Raw genomic sequence first — 15,431 nt, forward strand, 5'->3', positions numbered from 1 at the left:
CGCCAAGTGCGGGCTCGCATTGATCTGCCGAAACCAAGGTTTAACCGCAAGTTCTCAGCTCGCAACCTTGAAGCACAGACAAACACTGGTCCCCGCCTGCTCCTGGCTACTGAGACTGACCTCCCCGCCAAAGCGCTCCATGATCTGCTTGACCATAATCAAACCGATTCCCAGCCCGCCCAGTTTGGTGGTGTAGAACGACTTGAAGGCCATCATTTCCTGCTGGCGGGTCATGCCTTTACCGCTGTCGTTGATCGAGAGATAGAGCTTTTGCCCGTCTGCAGACAGGCTGGTGCTGATCGCCAGCCGGCCGCCATCGGGCATTGCTTCAATAGCATTGGCAATCACGCTGTTGAGCACCTGTGCAAGCAACAGTTGGTGACTCACCACCAGCGGCGTGGGCCCGGAATCAAACGCTACCTGGACTTTCGAGTAGGCTATCTGCTGCTCAAAGGCACTCAATACCGAATGAACCGCGCCGACCAGGTCAACCTGTTCCGACTCGCCGCGCAACGGTCGCAAACACAGCAGCAAATCCCTTACCCAGATCGACATGCGGTCAACCTGACTGACGATATCGGCAATATTTTTCGCGGCCGGTTGCCCCTCCATACTTTGCGCAAGCTCGGCGCTGGTGCGGATGCTTGCCAACGGGTTACGCATGCTATGCGCGACTGCGGTCGACATTTCCACCAGGCCGCCGTAGGTCTTGTTGGCCACCAGTTGATTCTGCTGGGAGGCCAGTAACTTCGATGCGCGCCAGACGATCCAGAACAGCCCGAAGTAAATGCCCAGCCCGCCCAGCGCCGTGGCCATCCAGATCAAGCGAAAGCCCCGATTGACCCGCTCGATCAAGTCCACCGGTTCTTTATAAATTTCCACCATCGCCAGAACATTGCCTTGTTCGTCAATCAGCGGAATGTAGTTCTCGATAAAGAACTCCTGTGGAGGGTGGATAAACTGCTGCTCGATCCGCCCATCCTCAACTTCGTTATACCTCGCCGAAACGCGGCCCCTGGAGGTAAAAGCGGCCTCAAGTGCGGCATCCCCCACAATCTTGCGCCCCACCAATATCGGATTGGTTGACCAGACAACCACCCTGTCGGGCGAATAGATGGTTGCCAACAGAATGTCCGGAAGGTGGGCGAGATGGTCGAGAAACTCGGAACGTGCACGCCCCCGGTTAAGCGCTGTTTCCTCGTTCAACATGCCATACACCGATGGCGCCAGCACCGCCCCCATCTGCATGCCCGAGAGGTCGTGATGGCGGATTTCGCCGACCGCCACCGCCTGAATGAACTGAGCCGACAACAGCGCATCGCGCTCGAGGCTTTCGTTCATCAGAAAACGCGTCGACAGCGAGCCGAGGCCAATGGCAACGGCGCCAATGATGAGAAAGCTGATGACCGAGAACCAACGCAACAGATCGAACTGCTCAGCGGAATCGCTTGATGTAACGCTTCGAACAGGAAAGTATCTGGACCAGAATGACGCTGCATTCATAAAAGAGACTCGCCAAGTGTAAACAGCAACGATTACAACGTCCTTGATAGTCGGCGGTCCAGACAGACACCAACGCTATCTACACTTTAGCCGTACATTTCAGTGGCATCGACCAGTCCAGTGGAATGAATTGCCCTCTCCAGCCTGTAAAAAGAAGTGGTCCGGCTCCTAGTCCAGAGCGCCATTGAGCACTTCGTAAATAATGCCTGTCGCAATAGCGACCAGAATCAGATCCGTCCCGGCTTGCTGCCACTCGTAGCCATCGTAACGCGGCAGATGCCCCAACAGCCTGCCATCGAGCTTCTTCGCGATTCCAGGTGGCAAAGGCTTCCCTCGGGCTAAGTTCTTCTGGATGCCAGGAGGCAACGCAGCCCCAGGGCTCCAATAGTCACGGTAGCTCGTCAGCACACTGAGCACGCTGCCACGGTCAATGCTAGGCCCATGGCTCCAGTCGGAGGCCTTCTCTTTGCCCTGGCCGCTGTGGCCCTGGGCTTTTTGCGAATTACCCTTGCCGTTCCCTTGGCCATTTCCACCCGGGTCGGCCAACGCACCAGCAGATCCTGCTACGAGTGCGAGGCTGGTAAGTACCGCTATCACTGACTTGGGTCTGAACATTTACGTTCTCTCGGAAAGGGAATGTTCCCTGCAATGTAGATGATACTGACTAGAAAAGTTCACTCCCAGGCAAATGCCGAAGCATCAGCAATAGTCTCTTATCGCCAGGCATGAAAGCCCAGCGCGAAGGCTGGGCTGAGGTTATTTTCTGTTTTCCATCATCTTGTCGGCAAGCGCCTTGGCCCGTTCAATCAGCAGATTTTGCCTGTCTTCGTGAGTGGCTCCTCCTACAACCGGTGCAGTCAGATTGCTTTCCGCAATCAACGCAGCGCAGAAGTACTGATCCCAAACGGCTTGCGCCGGCGACGGTTGATTCAGCTGGTCGGTATCCATGTGCGGCTCCTTCTGATGAGGTAGCACTGCTATTTTACGCCTGGATTGCGAGTAACCCGCGGTGCTGGAGATAGTCGGCGAACTGTGCGGGGTTCGGGAATTGAGGGCGTCAGATGTAAAAAGCCCAGCGCGGGGCCGGGCTTCAATGAAGTGTTCAGATCGACATGGCTACTCAAGAGCCAAAGGTATCACCGGTCATTTTTCGAGGACGATCTGACCGCGTTGCTCAGCCCTTTCGCATTGTGATCACCCGGTGTGGTAGATGATACTGCGGTTGACTTGGACAAGCCGCGGGTGTCCTTGGAATGAGCAATGCCGGAAGTGGCGGTACCATGGCCATTATCGTCGTTGCGATTGCTGCCGTAGTGGTTACCACTTACGCCGTGATCTCGCGTCGCCTTACCGGAATGATCGCCTGCAAAACCGCCACCATTGCTTTTACCACCATGGCCGCCATTTCCTGCGCCCATGCCGCCACCATGTCCACCGCCATTTCCACCACCGTGGCCACCACCGCCCCCGTTACCCTTTGCATACGCTGAGCCGATAGGAGAAATATCGGCCGGCAACAGCGCTGTAGTTCCCAGCAGAAATGCACAGGCAAGCACGGCCATGGTTTTCTTCATTTTTTGTACGGCTCCACAGGTAGGATTGAGTATCAGCTAAGACCTGCCACACCCCATGAAGTTCTTGAGCTGCCGACGAAATGCACTATTCGAAAACCGCAGATCAGCTGCCTGCAAATTCCGAAGCTACCCGCATAAGATCAAACACTTGTTAATCATTACCTCGCTTAGCTAAAAACAAACTAACTCACCGTCCGAAATCCCAATCTTCAAGCACATTAGCGAGCATAATGTTTGGCCATTGAGCTGCTCACACACCGTCCTCTCGGGGCGATAACTTAGTCGCACTTCCAGCTATAAGCATTGGAGAATATATTTTGCACGCTTGAAATAGCGGTGCGTTCCGTGGCTACTAATGCCCACTCAATTCAATCATCAACAATTGAGTTGAGCGGGCGAGATTCTACTTTTGCTGTCGTGTGCATGAGGTCATTAGTAAGCGTGTGCAACAAGGGTTGGCGAACAACGGGGGCACTGGCCAAGCGCCGCGCGTACCCCTGTATAAAACTGTACTCACGCACAGGAAGACGATCATGCACACAGTTCGCAGCAGCTTGGTGGTGGTGGATTCGCATAAGTCCACGGATCAGATCCTGAACCGAGCCAGAATGATTGCCAGTGCTACTCAGTCGCACTTGCACCTGTTGGTTTGTTGCAAAGGCAATCATCACTCTGCCTACTTGAACGACATGCAGAGTTCTATGGAAAATGAGGGCTATAGCATCAGCGTTCAACAGGCCTGGCATGGCAGCTCACACAAAACCATCATCGCCGCTCAACAAGCGCAAGGCTGCGGACTTGTAATCACCCAGCACCTACCCGATAAGCCACTGATGAAGCCACTTCTCACCCCTGAGGACTGGAAACTACTGCGGTACTGCCCCAGCCCGGTGCTCATGGTAAAAACAGCCAGGCCCTGGACCGGTAGCACCATTCTTGCGGCCGTCGATGTCGGTAATAATGACGTGGAGCATCGGGTCCTTCATTCTGGCATTGTCAGCCACGGATACGACATCGCGCAACTGGCCGGCGGCGCTCTACACATGATGAGCGCCCACCCCTACCCCATGCTCTCGGCGAGCGACCCGATGTTTCAAATCAAAGAGAGCATTCAGGCTTTCTATAGCGAGCAATGCAAGAAGTTCCAGGCCGAATTCCACATCAGCGACGAACACCTGCATATCGAGGAAGGCCCGGCAGAGGTGCTCATCCCGTACTTGGCGCACAAACTCGAAGCGGCGCTAACGGTGATCGGCAGCGTAGCCCGTACCGGACTCAGCGGCGCCTTGATCGGCAACACCGCCGAAATGATTCTGGACACACTCGACTGCGACATACTGGTACTCAAACCGGACGACATTATCACTCACCTGGAAGAACTGGCTGCCCCACCGTCAAGTCTATCGGCCGATATTGCCGCGTCCTCCTGGCCCTATAACCATCACAATCATCATCACCATCGTCGAGATTCGTAGCCGTAAGTTAACGTTCCCGGTCTGTCAGCTAGCTTTCCGCCACTCAACGGCAACAGCAATACCCGCCAGCAAGATAGCCAGCGTGTATGCAAAAAGGCCGAGATTAACCCCCAGGATCATTTTCTCTGAGCCGTCCGAGAGCACCATCGAACCACCGTATCCATCCCGGAGCCAGTAAGCCATCAAGAACCCACCGGTTACGAACACAGTGAGCAGGCTCGCCAGTTTGAGGTTATCTTTGCCCCACACAAGCCAGACACTGAAAGCGCCAAGCGCCGTGTTCGTAAATAACTGCCAAGTTTCATGCAGCCGAGCGTGTGGCGCCCAAGCCTGGTTGAAAACATGAGTGTCGTTGATCTCAAGGACCGGTACGACCACGGCGTAAAAGACGATTCCAACTGTCACCAACAGCTTCGCAAGCATACGCAACCTCCTTGTTCGTGATTTGGGCGTTATCTGCCCTTCCCAGCACTGTAGCGTGGTGTTCACAGGTGATCCAGATACAAAAAGCCCAGCGCGGGGCTGGGCTTCTCGGCTACTGCTGGCGCACGCCTAAAATGGTGGCGCCCGCTACGCCCATGAACGGATTCAACCATGCCCTCCTGTTGCCTTCGTAAGTTATCTCTAACCACAACTTATGTTCTTGAACACACATACGCGGCATCGAGAAGCCTTCCATGGTCATACCAGGCATCTCTTTGGTAGGCGGAATATTGATACTGACTCCCGGAACCGTAGACCTCAACAAGGCCACTTGCTTTATCTGGGTTGGTATTTTCAACAAATAGCTTGAGCGAGTTGTTCTCCTTTACCACGTACGTACTTGAACTCCCTCGAAGTTCATCTTGAACGCACACCATATAATCTGGCGGACTCTTCGCGATAGTACCAGAGATATGATCATGGCCAATGCGGACATCAGGATTCTGGGCGCAACCAGCCAGGAAAAAAGTCATCAAAAAAGACACTGCCACTCCACGGATGACCGACCTTGAGCTCTTCATGCGACACCTCCGACCACCCCCGTTAAAAACCATGGATAGTTTCGGATGAGAAAAGCCCTTTTTAATTATAGCCACACTGAATATCGAGACACTGCATCACCTGCAAATACTAGCCCCGTTGGAAACAGGAAAGTATTCTAGTTAGCTATATTTACTACTCTGAATCTGAATTAGGTAGGAGGAGGTTGAATGAAACAAGTCATCAGCATGAGCCAGGCGCGGCGTTGCTCGTCCATCTGATGGATCAGTTGCCACATCTCTTTGTTCGCGTCGTGACGTTTCTTCAGACGCTTTTGGGTCAACTGCCCTTTGCCCATCAGCTTGAACAGCTCGGTGTGGTAGTGAACGAAAAGCACAACGGGCGGGATGGGGCCGCCTCGGCCCGTTTTCACCGACCAGTCGACGAGGTCATCTCGACCCTTTACGGCCGACTCCTTCACCATTTTTGCCATCGCTCTTCGGTGTTGGTATCGGCTTTGAACCCAGATTCCGGCAAACGAGCTTGCTGAACCTACTAATGCCCCAATCAAACCAACGGCCCAGGCTTCTATAAATCACTCTTTCTTGATGGAAGCTAGATTTTGCCATCACGCGGCCGCCAGCAGGAAAACCCTAAATCTCCCCACATCTCAAGCCCGCGTTAGACCCTTTTTCAGAAGCTTCAACCTGCCCGACTTAGACGAATGTACCTGAAGGCAATAAGAGCCAGATTTGGCAACGCCATGATTGCGAGCATCCCCCAAATACCTACTACACCAGCACCATAAAGGCCTCAGCCTACAGCAGCTGGCAGATATTGGAGCAGCACACCTGGTGACGACCATTTTCCCTTGGCTTTCATTCTATATCCCTGGATGGCTTCATAAATTCACACTCAGTGTACAGCCCGCCGACATGCGCGGGCGAGGATCTGCCGCCATACGCGGCGTGGAGCCCATCCCATGGAAACCGAAATTCTCTCGGAGAAAGGACTGGCCGAGCTGACCGTCTACAAGGCCAGGGGCTATCGAGGGTGACTACCTGATTGTCAGCGATAGAGGAAAAGGATGTCAGCCTCAATGCTGCGCAACCGTTGGGACGACGCGAGAGACCTTGCCAAATCGGCTGCACTGGAGGATGGCGATTGCCTGCTCGCAACCCGGACCAGTTCGTCTCCCCGAGCTGGCCAGATTCACCCTGCCCCGAATACTGTACATTCAAACAGTATCAGCAGGTGACATCATGATCATCGACGACGACAGCTTTTCGCTGGACATGCCCACGCCCATGGAGATGCTTGAGCAACACGCACTCCTCCTCCAGGGAGAGAATGAGCAGCTGCAGCACGACCTCTCCCGGGCACGGAAGAACATTGAGAAGCTGGTGGTGATCAACCTCGGTCAGGCCGAGCAGGTCGCGCAATTGAACGGCAGGGTCAAGCAGCTCACTCGGGACCTATCCAGCGCTACGTGGAAATCACGGACCTGAAGAGTCAACAGCTGACTGGCCGCTCATCCACCTGAGGCGGCACGGCCTTTGGACTCGTTGTATCGGTAGAGCGCACCCATCGCCTGCCGCGTCAGCGGCTCACCAGCGGCGATCTTTTCGTTCAGGTCATCCATGATTCAGCTCCCTGTTAATTGGTCAGGGCAGTATAGGTCGCCTCGCAGACAGTACCAACCGTGCAAATTTGGTCGACAGCCCGCGAGAGAAAATGGCGGAAATTTACTATTAGCACAGTGCATCTCTTATAAAAAATAGAAGCTCATAAAGAGTATCGTCACCCTTAGATTTATCGCGAAATACTGGAAATTTCGCTCGACGCACTCCCCCATTAAAGCGCAAAGTGAAACTTCTCCGACTCTTCGAATAAGAAATAAATTGTAACAAAGACCTCTTGAAATATTCTAAACACCAAGAAACCAACATTTACTGCGCAAAAATGAGAAACCTTGCCTTTTATAGCTGGATGGAAACCCAGTTCATTAAAGCCCCACCCAATGGTAACGTATGCTTTCGCATTGCTCAGCACAAGAAACAACATGAGCAAACTTGTTGGTTGAATAAAGGATTAACGAATGACTATCGAGCGAGAGATTTTCTCGGCCCTTATCGCGCAGAACGCTTTCCAAGGTGAAAAGCCGAGCGTACAAAGCTACGCCCAGCTAGCCGTCGACAAGGGATTTAGAGCGCTTTCGTCAAGGCAACAGGCAGTGGTAAGCCCCTTCCTGCAAAAAAAATGCGAGGGTATGAAAAAACCAAATGAAAAACATAACAACTGCCAAAATATTATAGGCGGTCGTGAATTGGTTACAGCCCTTGAGAAGTCCGAGCATTACAAAGGATGGCGCTGCGAGAGCTGCCGAAGCGCATCTGAAAAACAATAAAGGGCTCCAAAGAGAGCAATAACCTAAAAACCTATAAAAACAACCAGAAAAATTACTATTGCTCTCGCTACTCCTGAACGTTATTGCAGCAGGCCACCACAGGCCTGCTCGCAGGTCTTTTTTTTCTTTAGGCCCTGATCAATACCCCCATCAAATCGCCGCTCACTCGTCACGCACTTGAGCACTTCGGAAAAATTTTGCACTTCGCAGCCGAATCCTTCTGCGTGTCTAATTTTTTAAGGAGAAAACAGTGCCCATATATCAAATAGCACTGCTGGTTGTTTTCGGTATCGCCACACTCTGGTGGGGCTACCGATTGGATAAGAAGAACCGTCAAAAAGAGTTGGCCGAAAAAAGACAAAGCGAAACCCGAGCCTCCTAGGGTCGCTGGCAGACATCCCTGATACACGTCTGCACCGCCCTCAAGGCTGCTTGGTCGGCGATGAGGTCTCTCCGTAAATCGAGAACAGCTTGTCCAGTTTCTCGACTGAGTTCGACGGTTCCTGCATCACCCAGGCTGGTGCTACCGGGCACGTCGCCGCCAATCGATGCGCTCACGCCAGCAATGATTGCGCAGTACCGCGACGCCAGATCAGCGAAAGTACGGGCGAATCGCGAGATCGCCACCCTCTCACACGTATTCAACATGGCCAGGGAATGGGGGCTGACGGCAAAGGAGAACCCGTGCCAAGGCGTTCGCAAGAACAAAGAGATGCCTCGCGACTTCTACGCCAATGATGCGGTATGGGGCGCGGTGTATCGGAAGTCAGTGCCGGAATTGAAGGACGCTATGGGACAGGCCAGCGTCCTGCGGACGTACTGGTGATGAGGAAGGACGATATCGAGGGCGGCTATCTGGTTGTGCAGCAGAACAAGACACACAAGAAGCCGCGCATCATGCTCACGGTGGACGGCATAGATAACAGCCTGGGCAAGCTGATCAAACAGATGGCCGCGCGGAACCAGGGGCACAGCTCCAGCTATCTGATAGTCAGTGGGCGAGGTAAGCGCATGTCTGCGTCGATGCTGCGCAATCGCTGGGACGAGGCTCGGGCGCTGGCCAGATCGGCAGCGATGGAGGAAGGCGACAGTCTCTTGGCATCTCGAATTACACAGTTCCAGTTCCGAGACATCCGCCCGAAAGCAGCATCCGAAATCAAGGACATCGAGGACGTCAGCCTGCTCTTGGGCCATACCAAGGGCGATATCACCGAACGGGTCTATCGCCGAGTTGGGGCTATCGCAAAACCGTCAAAATAAGAAAAGTTTCGGAACTCTTAGGCTTTTGCCTAAGTTTGGCAGGGGCTTTTCTCGCCCCCATAAACGCAAAAAGCCCTGAATAATCAGGGCTTTGAATATGGCGGAAGCGTAGAGATTCGAACTCTAGGATAGTTGCCCATCGACGGTTTTCAAGACCGGTACGAAGACGCCAGCCCGCTGCACCCTTGCACCACATTTCAGTTCCAAAACTTTCAAGTTACCGCCCGGCTACAGGCCGCATTCTGCCACGGTACGTGCCTTGAGTTTTGGAACTGATTTTCACCCTTCCTCCGGCGTCCTGCCGACCGAACACAATCCCCCTCCCCCCTACAGTTCGTCACCCTGAGGTGGTCAGAATTACCCTACCTCGATTACTGTATACCCAAACAGTATTTGCAGGTGACACCATGATCATCGAAGACGACAGCTTCGCGCTGGGCCTGCCCACGCCTGTTGAAATGTTGCGCCAGCATGCGCGCCTGGTCGAAGCAGAGTGTGAGCAGTTGCGGCATGAGCTCGACCGGGCCAAGGAGAACATCGAGAAGCTGGTAACCATCCATCAGGCCCAGGCCGCCGAGATCGCCAAGCTCAACGCCAGGATCGAGCGCATGACCTGGGAGTTGTCCGATGCCCTGGTAGAAAACACCGAACTGACCAATCGAAATATTGGGGGCTGCCCTGCCACCTGGGGCGCAATGCCGCCGAAGGGTTAGCCCGTAGTGCAGCGTGCAGGCCCGCCGAGCGACCGCAACTGATACTCAGTAACAGTCTGGTAAGCAACTTAGTCTTCAGGCGCAAGCGCTCGATTTTCGAAGCCTAGTAGGCTGAAGGCATATTGGGGCAAAGATGAGAATCGTCTGATTCTAGCTCACACTGGAGGTAGGTAACCTCACCTCCTCATTCCAGCCGTATGGATTGCCATGAGTCAAAATATTTCGGAATTAACGCAGGGCAAGCAAGCGGCATTGCGTTACAAATAGTGGATGGCAACCAAACGCCCTTGGGATTCGACAGAAATTCGGGAATGACACAGGTGTTTACAAACAGCATCGAAAATATAGGTAACGATGATCCCCCCTTAAAGCCGCCTACTACAGAACCCCTGATCAACACCTGACTCCCGGCACGGCCAACTCGAGTCTAACGTTCATAATTACCTACTTATAGAACGCACCTAACGGAACTACCAGTTAATCTAATTTTCTCTACGAAATCAACGAGAGGCGCCCGAATCGACGAGGCACGCATCACCCCAATGCCTCCTGGTACATTGAGGCAACACAGCTATCAGGACTATTTATGCAAAAAATCAAAATAATTATTGCTGACGATCATCCCGTTGTCCTCCTCGGTTTGCGCGAACTCATCAAACACGACGAACGATTTCTAGTGGTCGGTGAAGCCCTAGGCTCGGCGGAATTGATAGCACTACTCAATCAGAAACAGGTCGACTTACTCATCACCGATTATCACATGCCAACCGACTCGCCGCACGGAGATGGACTAAAACTCATCGACTATATCAGGAGACATTTCCCACAGTTGCAAATATTAGTCTTAACAATCCTATCGCACCGCTTAATTATCGAAAACTTGCATAGAGTGGGCGTAGTCGGCGTGATTCGAAAAAGCCAACTACAGACAGAGATCTTAAATGCGCTTGAAGCGGTTGTGAAAAAAGCACCTTATATAGCCTCAGACCCAATTAAACAACCAGTTTTAGAGGACTTGTCACCCAAAGAGCTTGAAGTATCACGTGTGCTCATGCTTGGAAATAGAGTCAAGGACGTCGCTAGCAGTCGAAACCGCAGCGCCAAGACCATTAGCACCCAAAAAGCTCGATAATGCGTAAGCTTGACTTCCACAGTGACTAAGAATTATTCGTATACCGCCTTAGGGTCGACATTTCTATCTGAACCATCAGTAAGCCGCGACTAATGCAGACCACCAACGCCCATCAGCCACTATAAGAATCGTCTGATGTCCAGGGCAAATCCTTCCCCCTAACCTGTATTGGCATTTTCATGCAGCACTTTTCAACCAATACAAATGGACATCACTATGAAGAAGTTCTCACTGGCCCTTATCACCCTGTCCGTACTTGCAGCTTCAGGGGCTGCCCTGGCTGCAGACCCGACGCCTGTTCCTGTTCAAGGTGGCAGCGGCAAGATCACCTTCACCGGCGTGATCAACAACGACGCCTGCTCGGTTGACGGCGCCAACGCCGACCGAGTGATTTCCGTCGATATGGGCACTGTGTCGATCAAGGACATGGGCACCGCCGAAAGCCCATCCTCGGGCCGTGTAACCGGTAAAGACTTCAACCTCAATGTCAACTGCAACCTGGGCACCAAAGTCTCGATGATCTTTGACGCTGCCAGCGGCGGTTCGGGCCTGGTCACCGGCAAGAAAGTCCTGGCCCTGACCAAAGGCACCGGCACTGCGGCCAACGTCGGTATCGCCCTGCTCGACAGCAACGGCGCGCTGATCGACCTGAGCTCGAAAACCACCGCCAAGATCCAGAGCGGCATGCACGGTACCGGCGCTGTCGGTGGTGACGCGATCCTCAACTTCTCCGCCGCCTACGTCACCACTGGCGCTGCGGGCACCGCCACCGCCGGTCGCGGTGACGCCACCCTGCCGTTCATTCTGCAATACGAATAACGCGTAGCGCCTGAACTGCTATGTGCGAGGCCGCCCGGCCTCGCCATTGACGCTGAATCAAAAGCCCTGAATCAAACGGTACACACCATGTTGCGTCGTTCTTTTCCCGCATGCCTAGGGTTGCTCGGCATGCTCATGGCCGGCCAGGCCATGGCCAGTATTTCATTGAGTGCCACGCGTATTGTCTTTGATGGCAACCACAAGGAAGCCAACGTCACCGTGCGCAATGGCAACCAGGATGTGCTGATTCAATCCTGGGTCGACAACAACGATACCCAGCGCAGCGTGCCCTTTGCCGTCACCCCGCCACTGGCACGGGTGTTCGCCCGTGAACAGCAATTACTGCGGGTGCTGTACGAAGGCACGGGCATGCCCGCCGACAAAGAGTCGGTGGTCTGGCTCAACGTACAGGAAATCCCTCAGGCTGCGGCGGCGGCCAACACCTTGCAGTTGGCTGTGCGCCAGCGCATCAAGATTTTCTTCCGCCCCGCCGGCTTGCCAGGCAATGCCCTGCTGGCGCCGACCGAACTGCAATGGCAACTGCTTCGCCAAAGCGGCAAGCCCCTGTTGCAGGTCAATAATCCGAGCCTGTATCACGTGTCGATGGCGGATATAAAACTTGAGGCGGGCAAACACAGCGAGCTGGCCGTGGATTCGACCATGGTGGCGCCCGGTGAAGTAAAAACGTTCCCGGTTAAAACGCTAAGCGCCGACAACAACGTGCGCCTGATGTTCTACAGCATCAATGACTACGGTGCGCAAAGTCAGTACACCGCGACACTGTCCAGCGGCCACGCAAGTACTGCTGCCGAAGCGCCGACGAAACAATAACGATTGAGGCCGAGGCTTTAATCCTGCGCGTGATTGCGCCCCTCGCCGCGCCCAGTCGTCATTGACGATGATACAGGTTCCTTTGCATGTCTTTTTCTTCCGGTAACAGGCCAACTCATTGCGCCGGCCAACGCCTGCGCGCCCACTCTGTAACGGCCAGCCTGTTGAAGTTGAGCGCCCTGTCGCTGGCGGTAGTTGCCGCGCTGCCGGCCCTGGCCGAACAGCACGCCAGCGATGCGCAACAACTGGAAGCCTTCAACACCACCTTTTTGCAAGGCGCGCCGTCGTCGGTTGACCTGCAACTGTTGCTGTCGGCCAACAGCGTACTGCCGGGCAATTACCGGGTCGACCTGTACAGCAACGAAGTGCTGGTGGGCCGGCGTGACGTCGACTTCAACCGCAACCCGGCCACCGGCCGTGTCGAGCCCTGCCTGACCCTGGAACTGCTGCAACAGCTGGGCATCGACATGAACAAGCTGCAGGCCCAAGGCAAGTTCGACCCAAACGCCCCGCAAAGCTGCTACGACCTGCCCGCCATGATCGAACAGGCCAGCCTGCGCTATGACGCCGCCCGCCTGCAGTTGGCGGCCAGCGTACCGCAAGTGGCGATGCAGCGTGGTATTCGCGGTTACGTCGACCCCGCGTTGTGGGACGACGGCGTGCCTGCGGCGTTTATCAACTACCAGTTCAACAGCAGCCGCAGCGCCGGCGAGGCCGACACCCGCATCGCCAACAACCTGGGCCTGCGTAACGGCATCAACCTCGGTGCCTGGCGTTTTCGCAACGAGTCGAACTTCACCAGCAGCACCGGCCGCCCGAGCACCTTCAAGAGCAACCGCAGCTACCTGCAACATGACGTAACGGCGATCAAGGGCCAATTCAGCGCCGGTGATATCTTCAGCGACACCGACCTGTTCGACAGCGTACGCTACCGTGGCGTCAAGCTGGCGTCCGACGAAGGCATGCGCGCCGACAGCGAACGCGGCTACGCGCCGATCATCCGTGGCGTGGCGCAGACCAACGCCACCGTCGAGATCCGCCAGAACAATTACATCCTGTATACCGCCAGCGTGCCACCGGGGCCGTTCGAGATCAGCGATATCTACCCGTCCGGCTCCAACGGCGACCTGCAGATCACCATCATCGAAGCCGACGGTCGCCGCCGGGTGACCACCCAGGCGTTCTCCAGCCTGCCGATAATGGTCCGTGAAGGCCAGGTGAAATACAGCGTCTCGGCCGGCCAATACAACAGCAACACCGACGGCATGGCCACGCCGAACATTCTCAGCAGCACCCTGGCCTACGGCATCAGCAGCAACCTCACCGGCATCATCGGTGTACAGGCCAGCGACAACTACAAGGCGCTGTCGCTGGGCGCCGGCAAGAACACTGCGCTGGGCGCCGTGTCATTTGACATCACCCACTCGAGCAGCCGCGCACAGGGGCAAACCACCCAGGGTAATAGTGTGCGCGCCCTGTACGCCAAGACCTTCACCGGCACCGACACCAACTTCACGCTGGCCGCGTACCGCTACTCCACCGAAGGTTTCCGCACCCTGACCGACCACGTCCAGGACTTGAGCAGCGACCTCGAACGGCGCCCGGGCAACTCCAAGACCCGCACCGACCTGACCATCAACCAGAGCATGGGCCGCAACCGCGAACTGGGCAGCCTGTACGTCAACGCCAGCGACCAGCGCTACTGGAACCGCGGCGGCTCGCAGAGCTTTTCGGCCGGCTACAGCAACAATTGGGGCGAAGCCAGCTACAACATCGGCGTCACCCGCAGCAAAGACCTGGGCGATGGTTTTGGCGGCTCAAGCAGCGATACCCAGCTCAACCTGTCAGTGTCCTTCCCACTGGGCAGCCGCGCCCGCGCGCCGCGTGCATTCATCACCACCAGCACGCAAAAAGGCGGCGACAGCACCCAGGTCGGCGTCAACGGCTACCTGTCCGAGACCAGCGACACGTTCTATTCGGTACAGGGCGGCAACAGCAGCTCCGGCGGCAACTCCGCGTCGGCCAACCTCAGCACCCGCACCTCGGTGGCCGACATCACCCTGGGCTACAGCCAGGGCCGCGGCTACGACTCGCAGAACCTCAACGTCGCCGGATCCGTGGTCGCCCACGGAGGCGGCATCAACCTGGGCCAGACTGTCAGCGAAACCTTCGCCCTGGCCCAGGTGCCGGGGGTCAAAGGCGCCAAGATCAGCAGCTACAGCGGCGTCGAAACCGGGCGCAACGGCTACGCGGTGATCCCCAGCGCACAACCTTACCGGGTCAACTGGATCAGCCTGGACACCCGCGAGCTGGGCGGTGACATTGAGATCGACAACGCAACCCAGCAACTGGTGCCTCGCCGTGGCGCCGTGGTGGTGGCCCGCTACACCGGCAAGAGCGGGCGGCGGGTACAGTTCGAGCTGTTCGACGAACAAGGCGGGATGATCCCGTTCGGCGCTTCACTGGAAGATGCCAGCGGCAAACAACTGGCGATTTCTGACCCCAACGGCAAGGCGCTGGTTCTATTGGAACAAGACCAGGGCAACCTGACAATCAAGTGGGGCGAACGCCAGTGCAGCGCGCCATACAACTTGCCTGAACGGGACAAGGCATTGAACTATGAAAGGCAACGCTTGGCGTGTAGCCCCTGATGTAAATACTCAACTTATTACCGATCGGATCCAGAGGATGTCATTAAGAACCGAATGAAAACCACGAGCACTAGGGGGACTTCAACGCCATACAGTGCAATCG

At 55.3% G+C, this 15,431-nt stretch carries 14 protein-coding genes and 2 pseudogenes; 9 read left to right on the forward strand and 7 right to left on the reverse strand.

What is annotated here, in order from left to right:
- Positions 1-54: 54 nt before the first annotated feature.
- The 4 genes from PSAKL28_RS16970 to PSAKL28_RS28285 all read right to left on the reverse strand — a co-directional run bounded on the left by PSAKL28_RS16970 (position 55) and on the right by PSAKL28_RS28285 (position 3,077).
- The gene (locus PSAKL28_RS16970) at positions 55-1,503 is read right to left on the reverse strand and encodes a sensor histidine kinase (protein ID WP_038612729.1); all 1,449 of its coding nucleotides are present in this window, start codon (positions 1,501-1,503) and stop codon (positions 55-57) included.
- Positions 1,504-1,671: 168 nt separating this feature from the next.
- Complete coding sequence (locus PSAKL28_RS16975) at positions 1,672-2,118, reverse strand: anti-virulence regulator CigR family protein (protein WP_038612731.1); 447 nt, start codon at positions 2,116-2,118, stop codon at positions 1,672-1,674.
- 141 nt (positions 2,119-2,259) lie between these two features.
- Positions 2,260-2,451: a hypothetical protein gene (locus tag PSAKL28_RS16980; RefSeq protein WP_038612733.1), complete on the reverse strand. Its 192-nt coding sequence runs from the start codon at positions 2,449-2,451 to the stop codon at positions 2,260-2,262.
- A gap of 188 nt (positions 2,452-2,639) precedes the next feature.
- The gene (locus PSAKL28_RS28285; RefSeq protein WP_075226564.1) at positions 2,640-3,077 is read right to left on the reverse strand and encodes a hypothetical protein; all 438 of its coding nucleotides are present in this window, start codon (positions 3,075-3,077) and stop codon (positions 2,640-2,642) included.
- A 533-nt stretch (positions 3,078-3,610) separates the two neighbouring features.
- Here PSAKL28_RS28285 and PSAKL28_RS16990 point away from each other — a divergent pair.
- A complete protein-coding gene (locus PSAKL28_RS16990) occupies positions 3,611-4,552 on the forward strand; it encodes a universal stress protein (protein WP_038612738.1) in 942 nt (313 codons plus the stop codon).
- Positions 4,553-4,576: 24 nt separating this feature from the next.
- On the opposite strand, the gene PSAKL28_RS16995 is transcribed toward PSAKL28_RS16990, so the two are convergent.
- The 3 genes from PSAKL28_RS16995 to PSAKL28_RS17000 form a co-directional block, all read right to left on the reverse strand.
- Complete coding sequence (locus PSAKL28_RS16995) at positions 4,577-4,975, reverse strand: hypothetical protein (protein ID WP_038612740.1); 399 nt, start codon at positions 4,973-4,975, stop codon at positions 4,577-4,579.
- A 212-nt stretch (positions 4,976-5,187) separates the two neighbouring features.
- Positions 5,188-5,556: a hypothetical protein gene (locus tag PSAKL28_RS28290; protein ID WP_075226566.1), complete on the reverse strand. Its 369-nt coding sequence runs from the start codon at positions 5,554-5,556 to the stop codon at positions 5,188-5,190.
- Positions 5,557-5,726: 170 nt separating this feature from the next.
- Positions 5,727-6,008 carry a hypothetical protein gene (locus PSAKL28_RS17000; protein WP_157687047.1) on the reverse strand — a complete coding sequence of 94 codons (282 nt, stop codon included), beginning with the start codon at positions 6,006-6,008 and terminating at the stop codon, positions 5,727-5,729.
- Between the two features lie 769 nt (positions 6,009-6,777).
- Between PSAKL28_RS17000 and PSAKL28_RS17005 the strand changes: the two genes are divergently transcribed.
- The 8 genes and pseudogenes from PSAKL28_RS17005 (at position 6,778) to PSAKL28_RS17045 (ending at position 15,328) form a co-directional block, all read left to right on the forward strand.
- Complete coding sequence (locus tag PSAKL28_RS17005; RefSeq protein WP_038612745.1) at positions 6,778-7,023, forward strand: hypothetical protein; 246 nt, start codon at positions 6,778-6,780, stop codon at positions 7,021-7,023.
- A 590-nt stretch (positions 7,024-7,613) separates the two neighbouring features.
- Positions 7,614-7,922: an LIM domain-containing protein gene (locus PSAKL28_RS17015; protein ID WP_038612749.1), complete on the forward strand. Its 309-nt coding sequence runs from the start codon at positions 7,614-7,616 to the stop codon at positions 7,920-7,922.
- 535 nt (positions 7,923-8,457) lie between these two features.
- Positions 8,458-9,182 (forward strand): annotated as a pseudogene (locus PSAKL28_RS17020) (tyrosine-type recombinase/integrase); the annotation flags it as partial.
- Positions 9,183-9,589: 407 nt separating this feature from the next.
- Entirely contained in the window at positions 9,590-9,895 is a 306-nt protein-coding gene (locus tag PSAKL28_RS17025; protein WP_038612751.1) for a hypothetical protein, read from the forward strand.
- 586 nt (positions 9,896-10,481) lie between these two features.
- A pseudogene (locus PSAKL28_RS17030) lies at positions 10,482-11,056 on the forward strand (response regulator).
- 187 nt (positions 11,057-11,243) lie between these two features.
- Positions 11,244-11,846, forward strand: a complete 603-nt coding sequence (locus PSAKL28_RS17035) for a fimbrial protein (RefSeq protein WP_038612753.1) — start codon at positions 11,244-11,246, stop codon at positions 11,844-11,846.
- Between the two features lie 87 nt (positions 11,847-11,933).
- The gene (locus PSAKL28_RS17040; protein ID WP_038612755.1) at positions 11,934-12,677 is read left to right on the forward strand and encodes a fimbrial biogenesis chaperone; all 744 of its coding nucleotides are present in this window, start codon (positions 11,934-11,936) and stop codon (positions 12,675-12,677) included.
- 86 nt (positions 12,678-12,763) lie between these two features.
- Entirely contained in the window at positions 12,764-15,328 is a 2,565-nt protein-coding gene (locus PSAKL28_RS17045) for a fimbria/pilus outer membrane usher protein (protein WP_257011816.1), read from the forward strand.
- Positions 15,329-15,431: the final 103 nt, after the last annotated feature.

It is taken from the genome of Pseudomonas alkylphenolica, from assembly GCF_000746525.1.
GTDB lineage: Bacteria > Pseudomonadota > Gammaproteobacteria > Pseudomonadales > Pseudomonadaceae > Aquipseudomonas > Aquipseudomonas alkylphenolica.

Coding starts and splice junctions, on each gene's coding strand:
- PSAKL28_RS17025 (WP_038612751.1), top strand. CDS start 9,590: ATGATCATCGAAGACGACAGCTTCGCGCTGGGCCTGCCCACGCCTGTT.
- PSAKL28_RS28285 (WP_075226564.1), bottom strand. CDS start 3,077: ATGAAGAAAACCATGGCCGTGCTTGCCTGTGCATTTCTGCTGGGAACT.
- PSAKL28_RS16990 (WP_038612738.1), top strand. CDS start 3,611: ATGCACACAGTTCGCAGCAGCTTGGTGGTGGTGGATTCGCATAAGTCC.
- PSAKL28_RS17035 (WP_038612753.1), top strand. CDS start 11,244: ATGAAGAAGTTCTCACTGGCCCTTATCACCCTGTCCGTACTTGCAGCT.
- PSAKL28_RS17005 (WP_038612745.1), top strand. CDS start 6,778: ATGATCATCGACGACGACAGCTTTTCGCTGGACATGCCCACGCCCATG.
- PSAKL28_RS16975 (WP_038612731.1), bottom strand. CDS start 2,118: ATGTTCAGACCCAAGTCAGTGATAGCGGTACTTACCAGCCTCGCACTC.
- PSAKL28_RS17015 (WP_038612749.1), top strand. CDS start 7,614: ATGACTATCGAGCGAGAGATTTTCTCGGCCCTTATCGCGCAGAACGCT.
- PSAKL28_RS16995 (WP_038612740.1), bottom strand. CDS start 4,975: ATGCTTGCGAAGCTGTTGGTGACAGTTGGAATCGTCTTTTACGCCGTG.
- PSAKL28_RS17040 (WP_038612755.1), top strand. CDS start 11,934: ATGTTGCGTCGTTCTTTTCCCGCATGCCTAGGGTTGCTCGGCATGCTC.
- PSAKL28_RS16970 (WP_038612729.1), bottom strand. CDS start 1,503: ATGAATGCAGCGTCATTCTGGTCCAGATACTTTCCTGTTCGAAGCGTT.
- PSAKL28_RS17045 (WP_257011816.1), top strand. CDS start 12,764: ATGTCTTTTTCTTCCGGTAACAGGCCAACTCATTGCGCCGGCCAACGC.
- PSAKL28_RS17000 (WP_157687047.1), bottom strand. CDS start 6,008: ATGGCAAAAATGGTGAAGGAGTCGGCCGTAAAGGGTCGAGATGACCTC.
- PSAKL28_RS16980 (WP_038612733.1), bottom strand. CDS start 2,451: ATGGATACCGACCAGCTGAATCAACCGTCGCCGGCGCAAGCCGTTTGG.
- PSAKL28_RS28290 (WP_075226566.1), bottom strand. CDS start 5,556: ATGAAGAGCTCAAGGTCGGTCATCCGTGGAGTGGCAGTGTCTTTTTTG.